The sequence below is a fragment of the Nitrosospira sp. Is2 genome, from assembly GCF_033095785.1.
Classification (GTDB): domain Bacteria; phylum Pseudomonadota; class Gammaproteobacteria; order Burkholderiales; family Nitrosomonadaceae; genus Nitrosospira.
Window position 1 is genome coordinate 1,999,223 of the sequence record NZ_CP137134.1, and the last position, 15,085, is coordinate 2,014,307.

The window sequence follows — 15,085 nt, forward strand, 5'->3', positions numbered from 1 at the left end:
ACCCAGCCATGAAACCAGTTACAAGTACCTTTCCAAGTATTAAGCGGCAGCAGACCACAAGTTCGGGTGATGCGCAAGTTCACGGTAAAACCCAGTTGGGTGCCGGGAGCCATAGCTCAATCGGTACCATTCTTGTCGATAGCGGACGTTTATCTTCCGAAAACGCTGAGCGTATCCTGCGGCTACAAATAGAGCAGGACAAGCGTTTTGGCGACACCGGCCTTAAACTTGGTCTCCTGACGGAAGAGGACATTCGCTTCGCACTCTCACGTCAGTTCGATTATCTTTACCTTCCGCAAACAGACACCAGCCTGCATCATGATCTTATAGCTGCCTATGAGCCATTCAGTCCCGCGGTTGAGAAGTTGCGAGCGCTACGCAGCCAACTGATGTTGCGCTGGTTCAACGGCGAGACGCGGCGCAATGCTCTTGCCATCATGAGCCCGGGCGAGAGCGAGGGGCGAAGCTTTATCGCAGCCAACCTGGCCATCGTATTCTCTCAGCTCGGGGAACGTACTCTGCTCATCGATGCTGACCTTCGAAATCCGCGCCAGCATAAGTTATTCAAGTTGGGCCATGGTGGGGGCCTCTCAGGTATGCTTGCGGGCCGGAACGGGACCGAGGTCATCAGCCGGATTTCGCCACTCCATGGGCTTTCGGTGTTACCTGCTGGCGCTGTGCCACCCAATCCGCAGGAATTGATCGGCCGCCCCGTTTTTGCCGAATTGTTACAGACACTTATTCAAGATTTTGACATTGTTATTGTCGATACCCCCGCTGCCAACCACCATGCTGAGGCAGTGACTCTTGCTGTTGGCGCATCCGCGGCGCTCATACTGGCTCGCAAAAATCGCAGCTCCGTACCCGACATCGTCAGTCTTGCCCGCAGTCTTGAACAAACGCGCACGATGCTGGTGGGCTCAGTGCTGAATGATTTTTAAGCAATTAAGTAAAGGACAATACAGCCGGATAGCAAATCTCACTGAAGAACGTACTTCAAAGCGAGCAAGCCGGGTTGCGGCGGTGTTGTGCCGCACCTCTACAAGTTCTGTTACGTTGGGTTAAAACTAAAATGAGCATCAATTCACCAACTGCATTCAACAGACGAGCGGACGCATCGGCGGGCTGGCGCAGACAATTGCTCATCTGGTTACCTATAATAACCGGGTTGATTGTACTTTACCTTCCGAGCCTGGTTGATTTGTTCCGGGGCGTCTGGAGTACCGATCAGCAAGCGCACGGCCCCATCGTACTAGGAATCGCGTGCTGGCTTATGTATCGGAAGTGGCCGGAAATGGTGCTCGTGAGCGAAGGCCAGTCGGGCACTCCCTCGATTGGTTGGCCGCTTTTCATATTCGGTTTAATACTTTATATCCTGGGCCGTTCACAGGATATTCTGGTCTTTGAAATTGGCTCGGTCGTTTGGCTGTTTTCCGGAATATTACTACTCATTCGTGGCGGGAAAGCGCTTAAAGCACAGTGGTTCCCTCTCTTCTTCATGCTTTTTATGATTCCGCTCCCCGGCCCGCTGGTTGATTTTCTCACCATGCCGATGAAAATGGCGGTTTCCTATGTAGCTGAAAACATACTTTTCTGGGCTGACTACCCAATCGCGCGTACCGGCGTGATTTTGCAGATCGGGCAGTATAAGTTACTGGTTGCGGATGCATGCGCCGGGCTTCACACGCTTTTTACGCTGGAAGCGCTGGGATTGCTCTACCTCAACATAGTACGGCACGACTCCGTCATGCGCAACATTGCTCTTGCCATTCTGATCGTGCCCATCTCTTTTACCGCAAATGTCATACGCGTGATGATCCTGACTTTGATCACTTATCATTTCGGGGATGAGGCAGGGCAAGGCTTTCTCCACGGTTTCGCCGGCATGGTTCTTTTTCTCAGCGCGCTGCTTTTGATTATTGGTGTAGATTCCCTCCTTCAACTTGCCATCAGGTTGCGGCATAAGAGTGGGACGGCAAGCCCTACCTGAGCCCATGAATGTCTGGATAAAAAATTTCATTCTGCTCGTCCTAATGCTCGCGGCTTCAGGGCTCGCGCTGGCCTTGCGGCCCACCTACAAGGTCGCGACATATGAGCCGGCGATTGACCTCGAAGCGATAATTCCCCGCGCTTTTGGGGAATGGCACGCGGAAAAGGAAAATCCAGTGCCAATGGTTGACCCGCAGCAGCAGGAAATGATTGAAAAAATTTATACACAGACCCTCAATCGCACCTACGTTAATAACCATGGCTATCGAATCATGCTCGCGATAGCATATGGAGATGATCAAAGAGACGCCATGCAGCTGCACTATCCGGAAGTTTGTTACCCTGCGCAGGGGTTTTCGCTGACGGGAAAGGAAAAAGGAACGCTCACGACGGAAAATGGATCAATTCCAGTCACGCGGATACTGACCAATCTGGGCCAGCGCAACGAACCGGTTACGTACTGGACAACGGTTGGCGACAAGGTATTCCAGGGGGGAATCGAGAAGAAACTTGTTGAGATAGGTTACGGCCTGAACGGAAAAATACCCGATGGCTTGCTGATCAGGGTTTCCTCTATCGACCCGGAAGCGTCCCACGCCTTTGCGGTGCAGGCGCGATTTGCCGATCAGATGCTCGGTGCCCTAACGCCTAAATACAGGCAAAAATTAAATGGCAATCTCTAGCTCGACTACACCCGAAAAAAAAATCGCACTGATTACTGGCATTACTGGACAAGATGGCGCTTATCTTGCCCAATTTTTGCTCACCAAAGGCTACGTTGTTCATGGAATCAAGCGGCGGACCTCGCTTTTCAACACCGACCGAATCGACCATCTTTATCAGGACCCGCATGTCTCACAACGTAACTTCGTTCTTCACTACGGTGATTTGACTGATTCAACCAATCTGATCCGCATCATTCAACAGGTTCAGCCGGATGAAATCTATAACCTCGCTGCGATGAGTCACGTCGCGGTCAGCTTTGAAACTCCGGAATATACGGCTAACGCTGATGGGATTGGCACATTACGCATTCTCGAGGCGATTCGCATCCTTGGTTTTGAGAAAAAAACTCGATTTTACCAAGCCAGCACGTCCGAACTGTATGGGCTTGTGCAAGAAGTGCCTCAGAAGGAAACTACACCGTTCTATCCTCGCAGCCCCTATGCGGTTGCAAAGCTCTATGGCTACTGGATTACCGTTAACTATCGAGAGGCCTACGGGATATATGCGTGTAATGGCATACTCTTCAATCACGAGAGCCCAATCCGGGGCGAAACTTTTGTGACGCGCAAGATTACCCGAGCACTTTCCCGGATCAAACTTGGCTTGCAGGACTGTCTTTATTTGGGAAACATTGATGCGCTGCGCGATTGGGGTCACGCCCGCGATTATGTTGAGATGCAGTGGCTAATGCTCCAACAGGAGCAGGCAGAAGATTTTGTTATCGCGACGGGTATTCAGTATAGCGTTCGCGATTTTGTCAATGCGGCAGCCCAAGAGCTGGGTATGAGGCTGACATGGAGGGGGAAGGGACCTGATGAGGTTGGAATGGTCGCTTCAGCTTCCGCAAATGTCGAATCCAGAATAATTATCAGGATCGACTCGCGATACTTTAGGCCGACCGAAGTTGAAACTCTTCTTGGTGATCCAACCAAGGCAAAGAAAAAACTGGGATGGACGCCGAAGACTACTTTCCAGGAACTCGTAAGTGAAATGGTTCGTGAGGACCTGAAAAGTGCTGAGCGAGACGAACTCGTGAAGAAACATGGTTTTTCTGCATACGACTATCACGAATAGGATCGCGATGGATAAAAATGCAAAAATCTATATCGCGGGTCACCGTGGTCTCGTCGGGTCGGCCCTCCTCCGCAAGCTCTCCGCTGATGGCTACAATAATCTCATCACATACAACCACGTTGAACTAGATCTGACGAAGCAACGCGTTGTCGAGGAATTTTTCGCGCGGGAAACCCCTTCATACGTATTCCTTTCAGCTGCGAAAGTAGGTGGAATTTACGCCAATAACACATACCCGGCAGAATTTATTCGCGATAACCTTGCCATTCAGACGAATGTGCTTCACGAAGCTTATCGCAGCGGTGTAAAGCGACTGATGTTTCTAGGTTCAAGTTGTATTTATCCCAGGCTGGCTCCGCAGCCGATGAAGGAAGAATATCTCCTCAGCGGTCCGCTGGAATCGACCAACCGCCCCTATGCGATTGCCAAAATTGCTGGTATTGAAATGTGTTGGAGCTACAATCGGCAATACCGCACAAAGTACTTGGGGGCCATGCCGACGAATCTTTTCGGCCCCGGTGATAATTACGATCTCAATAATAGTCACGTTATTCCTGCCTTAATACGCAAGTTTCATGAGGCGAAGATGGCGGGGAATTCTCCTGTGACTATCTGGGGTACCGGTACCCCCCGACGGGAGTTCCTGTATAGCGAAGATATGGCGGATGCCTGTATCTACCTCATGAACCTTCCCGAGGAGCGATTCGATTCCCTGCTGGGAAGTGATGAGGCGGCGACTGGGGTGTTCATGCCCCCTCTCATCAATATCGGAGTGGGCACGGACCAGACAATCCGTGAGCTGGCGGAATCCATTAAAAAGGTGGTTGGTTGCACGAGCGCCATAGTTTACGACAGCTCCAAGCCGGACGGAACTCCGCGCAAGCTAATGGACGTTTCCCGACTGAATGCGTTGGGTTGGCGCGCTCAAACTTCCTTGGAAGCGGGGTTGGTCAATGCTTACCAGGATTTTCGTGGTAAGTATTCCTGAGCCTATCTCCATTTGACACAGGTCGGTTCGCCGACATCGGATCGGATTGGTAAGATAACTATGCATCTGCGCTATCGGTCCAATACGTAAAATGAACTCATCTTTCAGCCCAGCAGGACGGAGTGGACCTGTTGCTGTCGTGCTGGCAGCCGGGGTATTAGCCATCTTCTTTGGCCTGGTTTCGGTTACGGCCAACCCGACTCTTATCAGTGTTGCCGTTGCCCTGTTCGTAGGGGTATTTTTGATTGCACGGCCAGCGTGGATTGTCTGGCTGGTGTTGTCGCTTGGTTTGCTTGTGACTGGCCTCCTTCCTCTTTTTAGCGAGGAAGGAATCGTTACAAAAGCTTCCTGGGGCGTCTCGATTCTGTGTTTTTTCCTCATGATGGTGGCATTCTTTACGGCCATCACGTCGCCGGGCGCCCGACGTAATACTCCGGCCTTCGTCTGGCTCGCTCTATGTTTTCTCGTTTATTCAGTCCTCGTGTCTTTTATCCAGTGGTACTCCATAGGGGAGTTTTCCGGTGGCTTCAAGCGCTATTTTCAGATGTGGGGCCTCCTGTTCGCCTTGTGCTGGTTTCCCTTCATTGAACGGGACGTCCGGCGGTGGCGCGTATTTCTTCTGATCGTTGCGCTGCTGCAGTTGCCCGCTGCGCTTTACGAACTCATCGCTCTCGTCCCCCTGCGGGAGGGATTACGTAATATTGTGCCACTCGATGTTGTTGCAGGTACCTTCGGTGCAATGCGTTACGGTGGTGGCGCCAGCGGGGAAATGGCCACTTTCCTTATCATCGTGCTGGCATTCCTGCTCGCACAGCAAATGGAGAAGACGCTGCCCCCCCGTCGCATAACGCTGCTCGCGCTGCTGGTACTAACGCCGCTGTTTTTGGGGGAGACGAAGGCTGTAGTGGTTCTGCTTCCAATAATGTTTTTGGTTCTCTACCGTCGCGAAATGATCGCCCGCCCTCTTTATGGGCTGGCTGGTCTTGTTGTTGGTGTGCTGCTTACCGCAGCTGCAGGTTTATTTTACGTGAGTTTGTCGGAAAGACACCTGGACGACCAGATTCAGGATTACCTCGACTACAATATTTATGACAAGGGCTATGGCCAGTATCACCTTAATCGAACCACAGTAATAACCTTTTGGGCCAAGCAACAGGGTACGCATGATCCAATTTCATTTGTGCTCGGAAACGGCCTGGGCAGTGCGCATAATCAGGCTGGTGGACACGTGGCGATGCGATACCCAAATCACGGAATCGGGTTGACGACCGCTTCGAGCCTGCTTTGGGACGTGGGTATTTTCGGAGTTGGTCTGTTCGTTGCTATTTTTGTCTCGGCCTGGAGAACCGCGGTCGGGTTGCAGCAGAAACTCGCGGACCCGACGATGCGGGCCGATGTTGCAGCGATTCAGGCAGCGCTGGCGCTATTCGCCGTTTATCTTTTCTTTCGTTCATCGCTGCTCGAAAATCTGAGTTTTCAGATCGTGTTTGTCGTCTTGCTCGGTTATCTCGCGCGGTTACATCGTACGCATGGTGTTCTCCCCGACAAAAGCCGCTGATGGGTGTCTCGCCATATTCCAGGGCAGCGCTGTCGCGCAGCGCTACGCACTTCCTTGCCGGAAAGGCGGTTTCCGCTCTGCTTACTGTAATTCTCTTGCTCTGGCTGGTGCGGTTGCTCTCGACCGAGGAATATGGCGCTTACGTTGCGTTCGTGAGCGCAATGGAACTTATGCTCGCCATTACCTCCCTAGGTCTGCCTTGGGTGGCGGCACGGTACCTGCCTGAGTTTCGGCTATATGCCAGCGGTAACAAACTGAGCCAATTCGTGTGGCAGCTAGTTGGCCGCCTCGTCGCCTTTTTGGTAGCGGGATCTCTGTTGCTCTTTGCGGTGATGCCATGGGCACTGGAATCTCTCGAACTTATGCAACATACCGCTGCCGCAAGGTTATACCTTTTGGTGGTGATCATGGAGGGCACGGGCCGGAATATAAGAGACCACATTCTCGGCCCCTTGCTACAGCAGGGATCTGCGCAAATCAGTTTAGTCGCCCGCAACTTGGTCATGCTACTTCTTATAAGTATAACGGTACTCCAGGGTCCAGTGTACTTGCACGCTGTGGTACTGATCGAAATAGCGGCATCGCTATTCGGCATCTTCGTGGCGATCCGCGCATTGACCCGATACCTGCACGCACACCGCGACTTGCCGGGTAAGAACGACTGGCAGCCGGACATTTGGCGTGAAAGGTGGCGTATCGCGTTCTATATGTATTTCAATCATCTCGTTACGATGACCTATAGCCCGCAGGCTTTCGTGTTTCTGATTCAACGTTATATCGGTATAGAGGCTACCGCATTATTCGGCTTCTTACGCAGCCTATATACGCAGATTGCCAATTATTTGCCCGCTTCACTGCTATTCAGCCTGATTCGGCCAAAATTAATCGCCTCTTACGTGGGCGAAGGCGGACCTGGCGAGTTGACCCGAAACGCTAATCTTGCGGGCAAACTGAGTCTGTTCGCGCTGATGCCCGTCCTGGTATTCGTCGGGTTGGTAAACGATGAACTGTTGAGTCTACTAAGTGGTGGCAAGTTTGTCAGCGGTGGATATTACTTGGCAGGGCTGCTGTTAACCCTCATTCCCTTTAGTCAGCGGCACATTGTTGAAACAGTGGCGGTCGCCAACAACATGAGTTCGCTCTGCCTCTGGGGAAGCGCACTGGGAGTTTTATCGCTGCCGCTGGCCTATGTGCTCGTCGAGTCGGGCCTGGGCCTCTGGGGACCGATCGTCGCCATGTTAGTCGGCCAGCTCATTTTCAACACGGTACTTATCGGCGCGTTGGTTCGAACCACGGCATATCGGCCCGATATGCCAGGATTCATTAAGCTCTCCGCCTCAGCTTTGTTGTCATTCCTTGTGATACAACAAATGAGTATGCAGAACGCATTGCCAATGCACGGATTACTGAAGCTGCTCCTTTACGCCGCGCTGGGCTGCGGCCTTTATCTGCTCGTGTCATATTTCCTCAAGCCTTTTAATGGAGACGAGCGGGCCAGACTGAACCGGTTGCTTAGACGTAACATATTCATTTGGTAGCAGTAAACCAACGGTTTGATTGTATGGCTACCGCCTTTGATTCAAACCTTATCTTGTCTCTTATCGACCCGAGGCAGGGTTGAACTTAACGTGCTTTTAAGGTCCGGTCCAACTTCAAGAGTGAAAGTTGAATAAAAATGCATCATGGTATTTCGCAATCATTCACCCACCAGCCAGCTGATCGCATTGGACCTCCCGCAATAAGCGTCTGTGTATGTACCTACCAGCGACCTCACTTGCTGGCACTGCTTTTAAATAGTCTTGCACAACAAAGCTTCCGCGGGCTTTTCGAAATAATCGTTGTGGATAACGATCCTAACGGCAGTGCGTCCGATATTATCGACAGGGCGAAACAGCAGCATCCTGCTTTCAGCATCCGCTATACAGTGGAGCCGAAAAAAGGGATTTCGTTTGCGCGCAACACCGCAGCATCGCTTGCTACCGGAGATTTTGTCGCATGGATCGATGATGACGAAACCGCTACGAAGGATTGGCTCGACTTACTTTGGAAAACTCGGTTGCTAGAGGATGCAGACGCTGTTTTTGGTCCGGTGGTACCCGCTTTTCCCGAAGGTTCCCAATCCTGGGCCAGACGCAGCGGGCTTTATGATCGTCCGCGGCACGTGACCGGGACGGCCATCGATGCCCGGGAGGCGAGGACTGGCAATGCTCTTGTAAAAGCAAGCTGGTTCCAGCTTCTTGCCCCGCCTTTCGACACGAGGTTGGCAAATACCGGCGGCGAGGATTACGATTTTTTTGCCCGGATGCAGGATCGGGGAGCGAAATTTCAATGGTGTGACGAAGCAGTAGCGTATGAAGTAGTTCCATTCGAACGACAGCAGCCGAAATGGATGTTGGAACGGCGGCTTCGTGGGTCGGTGAATTACTGGCGGGCCCATCCGTCATCCGTAGCCGTAAAGGCTGTCAGAGCATTGATGGGAGGAGGCGTATTTATTATTTGTGGCCTTGCTGGCATTGCCGCAACTCCTTTCGGTCTCCATCGTGCAGTGAGACTGTGGTGGCGCGCGATGGGCGGCCTGGGCAGGGTGGTAGCGCTGACCAAATTTACCTGGAGAGGTTATTGAGTGCGTCGAACGAGAGATACGGTCGAGCCGGATAACTCATTCTGCCTCAACGAGCGCGTATTCGGTCTACTATTAAAGGGGAATATCGTCGGCGAGCAGAATTGCCAGCACTGGCCGCTCAAGATCGACGCAGCTAATTCCCGACAGTTGCAATTTGTTTAGATCAAAGGCCTAACTAACAGGGGGGCTAAACGATGAAGCCGGTTATCGCAATGGGACTATTCACAGTTGTAATTTCATGTTTATCCAGCGCAAGCGTAAGCGCCCAATCAGATGCAATCGCAAAAGAATTTTTTGGTCTCCATATTCACCGAGCAGATCGGGGCACGGCATGGCCGGAAGTTCCATTTGGGAGTTGGAGGCTTTGGGATGCGAACGTAACCTGGGCCGAACTTGAACCATCCCGGGGGAAATGGAATTTCTCTCGGCTTGATAAGTATATTGCGATGGCCGAAATGCGGGGCGTCGATATTTTACTGCCTTTGGCTAACACGCCGGGATGGGCCGCTGCTCGCCCGAGCGAAGCCAGCGCCTATAGTCCCGGCAATGCCAGTGAACCTGCCACGATGGACGATTGGCGCCGTTATGTCAGGGCAGTGGGGGAGCGATATAAAGGACGCATCCGAAACTATGAAATCTGGAACGAACCGAACCTCAGGCCACATTTCACCGGAAGCATGGATAAACTTGTCGACCTGACTTGTGAAGCCTTCAAGATATTGAAATCCATCGATAAGTCGAATAAAGTTGTGTCGCCGGCGGCATCCACCGGGACGAAGGATCATATTGAACACCTCGACCGCTTTCTTGCCTCTGGAGGGAAAAAGTGTATTGATGTGGTAGCTCATCATTTTTACGTGACCCAATCGGGACCCGAGGCAATGGTTCCCATCATTCGTGACGTGCGTCGTGTGATGAATAAGAACGGCGTAAGCGAAAAGCCGCTGTGGAATACGGAAACGGGTTGGCGATTCGATAGTAAAGATGGTTCCTCGGATCATCCAATGGTAAGGGGTTACAAGAAGATCACAGCGGACGACACGAACTTTGTGCTCAAAGCATTCGCATTGTCCAAAGCTGAAGGGGTTGATCGTTTTTATTGGTACGCATGGGATAATAAATCCGCTCTTGGCTTCATCGATCCTCACTCTGGAAGTCCCAAGCCTATTGTCCAGCAGTGGCGCCACGCATATGATCGCCTGCTCGGCGCATCACAGGTGCGCTGCTCCCAGAATCAGAATAATTGGATTTGCACTTTTGTTAAAAAAGACGGCGTGAAAGATGAAGTATCCTGGTCTGCTAAGTAGAAGGCACGTTATTCGAGATAAGAGTAACCGTCAGATAATATTCGACAACGCCCTTTATTCCGTAAGTCGCTTGCCTGGAGAGAATTATCCAAAGAGCGGATTCCGGGAAAAACCGGGCAAGCGCGCGCCGAAGCTCTGCCAGCATTTGCATAGCCAACGTTTCTGCGGTCGACTTCGTTGATGGAAAACCGACGCACAATTCTCGTCCTGGGAACGCCCATTGACGTGTTGGAGTGGGAATCAGCGATCGTGCGGATCAACGGATGGGCGCAGGCTAACGAAAGCCGTTACGTATGCATTTGTAACGTTCACTCAGTTGTAACCACCAGGTACGATCCTATTTTCGGGCAGGTGGTGAATGACGCAGATATGGCGACCCCAGATGGCGAGCCCGTCGCATGGATGTTGCGGCGTTTCGGTGTTCCCCTGCAAAGACGGATTAACGGTCCCGATTTAATGTGGCGATATTGCGCCGAAGCGGCAACCCGGGGTGAATCAATTTATCTTTACGGCAGTACCCCCGAGACTCTTCAAATCCTGGAGCATCGACTCGCGAAGACTTTTCCCGGCTTGCGTGTTGCTGGAAGCTGGTCTCCACCATTTCGTGCGCTGACAGAGGAAGAAGATGAAGCTGATGTGACCCGTATCAACGCATCGGGCGCGGGCACCGTATGGGTGAGCCTTGGTTGTCCGAAACAGGAAAAATGGATGGCGGCACATCGGGGTCGTATTAACGCTGTGATGATTGGCGTGGGCGCCGCTTTTGACTATCATGCGGGAACCACCCCACGTGCGCCATCATGGATGCAACGAAGTGGCCTGGAATGGCTCTACCGTTTGCTCAGCGAGCCACGTCGCCTGTGGAAACGTTATTTCGTGACGAATACTCTTTTTATTTTCCTGGCAACTCGCCAGTTGCTTTTTCGCCGCCGTTAAGCCGCCGTGGTTTCCCCTTTTTATCATGCAATTTGCGAATCGAGCGGCGCCATAACAGGCGCCGCCCCTTATTAAGTTGTGCTCATCCTGGTGATTGTCCCAGCGCGCAGCCCGCAGCATCTGTAATCTCACCTGCGGATGTTTGGGAGCATTTGTCCTGGATATCAGCAACCCCATCTGCATCGCTATCAACAAGGGATGGGTCTCGCGTGAAAAAGATCTCGGTGCCAAGTGGAGGTAGATTAACAGGCCAGGAAACGGGCTGCTGATCCGAGAACCTCACGTAATTCGCGCATGCCTCCGGTGCGCTAACCTCATCGGGGCACGAGATGTCATCTGCATTCCTGCCTGGGTTGCTAATGCGCCGGAGGCTCAGCGCTGATTCCAGCGCCGCGATCGGAACAATTTCGAGGTTTGCGATATATAGTGATTTTCCTGCGGGAATTTTTTGAAAATCCACGCGCGCACCCCGTTCGCCCGTCATGGGGTCCCCTGCCGTAATAGATTTAGTAGTTTTAAAGGTGAAGCTGTATCGTTTCCATCCGCGGTTGCCGGTAAAGGATTGAGGTTTACCCATAAGTGTTTCATATCCGAGGTTGGTGCCCCAGCCATCGCGCCTGATTAGAACTTCGAAGGGTTGTCCGACTTCATCAGTTCTGATATCAAAGGTTACGCGGTACCAGACGTTCCCCTTTATGGAAAAATTTGGGGATGAGAGAAGTCCGTCTGAGGCTCCTTCAGAGCGGTATAAACAAGGACCAACCAAGTCGCAGTTTTGAAAGCTGAGTTTTCCGAGTGGAGCTGTCTGATTCCACGTCGACCAACCAGCATTTCCAGCGACCAGGTTACCGTTGGGCACGATGTTGACGCCGGTGATTTTAGTAGCTGCATAGCCGACGGGATTATGAACTTTCCCACTGGCATCGCGCGCCATATTTGCGATAGCCGACGTGGCCTGCCACTCTTCAAAACGCAACTCTGTGTAAGGCTCGTTTGAGTCACTTTGACCAATGACACGACTGGAGAGAAGCGCAGAATAATGATTGCGTTCAAAGGTCCCGAAGTCGCCTGTCTCCCCTATGCTGCTTTGTTTCATCAAGCCAATAACCGGCGTCGTAGGGATCAGCGTATTATCGTCGATACTGTTCCCATATATATCACCGTTTGCGCGCAAACGCTTCGTTTGTTCCTGCATTAAAATCTGGAACTGACGATTTCCAAAAAGCATATTACTGCTGACATTATTTTTGTATGAGTTGTGTACCTGTATGCCAAACTCCGCCCATGCGACACTGTTACTCTCAATTTTCATGTTAGTGGAGAGATCATCCAGATAGATGCCGACGGAGTGTATCCGAGTATCAATAACCCCGTCAGCATTGCCATAGACCTGTTCAACCAGATTCGAAGCAATTCTTGTGTTGGGGGATCCTACGTTGACGTAAATACCGCCACAATCGTTGAGCAGCAGGCAACTATGTAAAACCGCGTTTTTTTCGATATTGCCATCTGCAAGTGTCCAGATACCATTTCCCCCTGACCGGCTGATACGATTATCCGTTATCGTGGCGGCTGAACCGGCCTGCACAGTTGCCTGAGTCGGCGCGGGGAGGCTCCAGACGCGGTCGCCAATAATTGTGACCGCGCTTTCGCTGATGTCGTTTCCTGTCACACGGAGAGCTTTGGAAGTAAACGAGGATATCGCATCTCCGCCGGTACGCAATATCCGGTTCGTGGTAATGTTAACTTGGCTGGAATTATGGGTGAATATGCCCTGCCCCACCGTGTCCGTTATGCCAACCGACTTTATCGTGATGTTCTTCGCATTGGTCAGGTCAATCCCGAGACCGGTGCGCCGCAAGTTTATTCCTTGGAGGATAATGTTGGAACGATTGGATAGATCGATGCCTTTTTCAAGCACGCTCAGGCGAATTTGCCCGGCGGGATCGTTTCCTTCCGGGGTCCAGATAGAGACGGACGTTTTATTGGCATCGTAGAGCCATTCGCCGGGGGAATCCAAGGTCCCGGTTGCATCAAGAAGAAAGTATCCGTGTCCTTTCCGAATTGGATAGCTTGTCGCTGGCGTGAAGTTAAGCCGGTTACCTGAAATGCTGGTAATGGTTACCTCATCGATTCGCCACGGTGCGGAGCGTATGCGCAGCCGATTCCCTGGCCTCGGCATGACTCCCTGTGGTAACTTCAGGTCAGAATCGATTTCAAGATAGGTGCTTCCGGCGCCGCCGTAAGGAGTGCGCACGGCATTCGCATCTGACGCCGCGACAGCGTAAACAGAATCCGGGCGTTCAGTGTCATGCCCCCGATTGGGGTGATATGCTGGCAGCAAGGGCAGATCGCCGATCCATGCACCCAGGGGAGGCATAAAAGCGGCCTTGAGACTAGTATCTTTGAAGTGAAGCTTTACCCCCTCGGACTGGACCTCAATATCGAGTCGCGCATTGGATATCGTAGACCGAGTGGTAAAGGCAAAGCTGGATTTTTGCCACGAACCGTTTCCAGTTATCCAGTACACAGCAGAAATGGGTTCATAAGGTGCGCTGCCTCGCCTGACCAATACGGCAACTTTGATTCCTTTCGGAATCCTTAGTGTGATTGCGCCGTTATAGGAAACCCCCGCCTCAACGAGAAAGTTGTTGCTGATAGCAATGCTGCCGGGCTTCATACTGGTTGTAAAAGCCGCACAACCAGCCGGAGAGTCAGGGCAGTTATTCTCGTACACAAGTTTCTGGTCTGATGAGGCCGACCACGACGTCCAGCCCTCCACGCCCGCCGCAAGAGTTCCATTTTGAAACTTTTGAACCGGCCAGGAAGAGTTGAAAATAGCATCACCTTCGCGAGCCCATCCGTGTGCGTCGATACGCTGACTGCCCTCAATAGACGGTGGCGTACTGCAGGCAGAGGATGCTGAACGAATAGTAATCGGTAGCTCGGGTGTCCCGGAGCTTTTGAGTCGAAGTGTCTGTATCCATTTGCTCCCGCACTGGAGCTCCACGACGTCCCCTGGGGAAAGCGTCGCAGCCGTCAGACGATTAAGACTTTGCCAAGGACCATCATTACCTGCTGTCTTGGCCCTCATTTTCCCGGACCACATATCGTTGCCGAGCTCGGAGTCGATATAATAAGTTGTCGCATGAGCATACTGATGGGTAGTAGCAAGAATAAAGATAACAATGAGTTTCTTGATAATGTTCATAATGATTTTTTTCGTTCGCGGTATATAAAAGTGTCTTTCAGGGGTAGATGCGATCATTTTTTTGTCCTCATAGCGCTGGCACACGATCGGTGACGAGGTCGTCCTCGTGTCGATGCAAACGCCGGACACGGCATTGCGTTTGGTGTGGAAGTTCGACATGGCCTCATGCCGTTCCCTGCTTTTGAAAAACTTGGGAGCAAATGCCCAAGCTTTTTCAAAACAGTAAAGGCGAGCAAAGTCCGTCCCTCGACGGCGACTTATGAGCCGGGAACGAATAACTGCAAATTGGCGAGCGATGAACAGCCAGAAAAAATGCTGCCCTGAGACAGATTTTGGCGGCTGCTTGTTGGTTTTCACGTTCAGTTCCTCCTCTAGAGCGAGGCCGAACTGCGTGATGACGCAGGCATCGAACGAAACCAGATGGGAAAACGGAACCGCAATCCAACCCATCTAGTTTTGTCGACAAATACCCGGTTACTGCAAGAAGCAGTGAAACGAGTCGCGTTATCTGGCAGTCCTGCCGTCATGGGGCTTACGCCCGGTAGACCGATGACTTTGCGTCCCCCGCTTTCGCGGGGTTTGCCCTTTACAGACTAAAAATACGTTACATCTCTTACGGTATAAATTATGAAAAGTTAACTCTACCAGAACTATACATAATTTTTAAATGTTT

General features: G+C 51.8%; 12 protein-coding genes and 1 riboswitch. Of the genes, 11 read left to right on the forward strand and 1 reads right to left on the reverse strand.

Features of this window, described 5'->3' with window-relative positions:
- The first annotated feature begins 8 nt into the window (after positions 1–8).
- From epsG to R5L00_RS08860, 11 genes are all read left to right on the forward strand, one after another.
- Complete coding sequence (gene epsG, locus R5L00_RS08810) at positions 9–941, forward strand: chain length determinant protein tyrosine kinase EpsG (protein WP_107693989.1); 933 nt, start codon at positions 9–11, stop codon at positions 939–941.
- Positions 942–1,072: 131 nt separating this feature from the next.
- Positions 1,073–1,990: an exosortase B gene (gene xrtB, locus R5L00_RS08815; protein ID WP_107693990.1), complete on the forward strand. Its 918-nt coding sequence runs from the start codon at positions 1,073–1,075 to the stop codon at positions 1,988–1,990.
- Positions 1,991–1,994: 4 nt separating this feature from the next.
- Positions 1,995–2,672 carry an exosortase-associated protein EpsI, B-type gene (gene epsI / locus R5L00_RS08820; RefSeq protein ID WP_107693991.1) on the forward strand — a complete coding sequence of 226 codons (678 nt, stop codon included), beginning with the start codon at positions 1,995–1,997 and terminating at the stop codon, positions 2,670–2,672.
- On the forward strand, positions 2,659–3,789 hold the full coding sequence (gene gmd, locus R5L00_RS08825; RefSeq protein ID WP_107693992.1) for a GDP-mannose 4,6-dehydratase: 1,131 nt from the start codon (positions 2,659–2,661) through the stop codon (positions 3,787–3,789). Before epsI ends, gmd begins: the two co-directional genes overlap by 14 nt.
- A 7-nt stretch (positions 3,790–3,796) precedes the next feature.
- Positions 3,797–4,777 (forward strand): GDP-L-fucose synthase family protein, encoded by a 981-nt coding sequence (locus tag R5L00_RS08830; protein ID WP_107694167.1) that lies wholly within the window; start codon positions 3,797–3,799, stop codon positions 4,775–4,777.
- A gap of 91 nt (positions 4,778–4,868) precedes the next feature.
- Positions 4,869–6,335: a hypothetical protein gene (locus tag R5L00_RS08835; protein ID WP_146164584.1), complete on the forward strand. Its 1,467-nt coding sequence runs from the start codon at positions 4,869–4,871 to the stop codon at positions 6,333–6,335.
- Positions 6,335–7,873, forward strand: a complete 1,539-nt coding sequence (locus tag R5L00_RS08840; RefSeq protein WP_107693994.1) for a lipopolysaccharide biosynthesis protein — start codon at positions 6,335–6,337, stop codon at positions 7,871–7,873. The genes R5L00_RS08835 and R5L00_RS08840 overlap by 1 nt, the downstream gene beginning before the upstream one ends.
- 137 nt (positions 7,874–8,010) lie before the next feature.
- Positions 8,011–8,958, forward strand: coding sequence for a glycosyltransferase (locus tag R5L00_RS08845; protein WP_107693995.1), 948 nt, complete (start codon positions 8,011–8,013; stop codon positions 8,956–8,958).
- Positions 8,959–9,120 carry a hypothetical protein gene (locus tag R5L00_RS08850; protein WP_317650874.1) on the forward strand — a complete coding sequence of 54 codons (162 nt, stop codon included), beginning with the start codon at positions 8,959–8,961 and terminating at the stop codon, positions 9,118–9,120. It abuts the gene before it with no gap.
- Positions 9,121–9,152: 32 nt separating this feature from the next.
- Complete coding sequence (locus R5L00_RS08855; RefSeq protein ID WP_317650879.1) at positions 9,153–10,265, forward strand: GH39 family glycosyl hydrolase; 1,113 nt, start codon at positions 9,153–9,155, stop codon at positions 10,263–10,265.
- Between the two features lie 180 nt (positions 10,266–10,445).
- Entirely contained in the window at positions 10,446–11,201 is a 756-nt protein-coding gene (locus R5L00_RS08860; RefSeq protein ID WP_107693997.1) for a WecB/TagA/CpsF family glycosyltransferase, read from the forward strand.
- A gap of 82 nt (positions 11,202–11,283) precedes the next feature.
- Here R5L00_RS08860 and R5L00_RS08865 read toward each other — a convergent pair whose 3' ends face one another.
- Positions 11,284–14,862, reverse strand: coding sequence for a right-handed parallel beta-helix repeat-containing protein (locus R5L00_RS08865; RefSeq protein ID WP_317650883.1), 3,579 nt, complete (start codon positions 14,860–14,862; stop codon positions 11,284–11,286).
- A gap of 57 nt (positions 14,863–14,919) precedes the next feature.
- Positions 14,920–15,006, reverse strand: a riboswitch (cyclic di-GMP riboswitch).
- Positions 15,007–15,085: the final 79 nt, after the last annotated feature.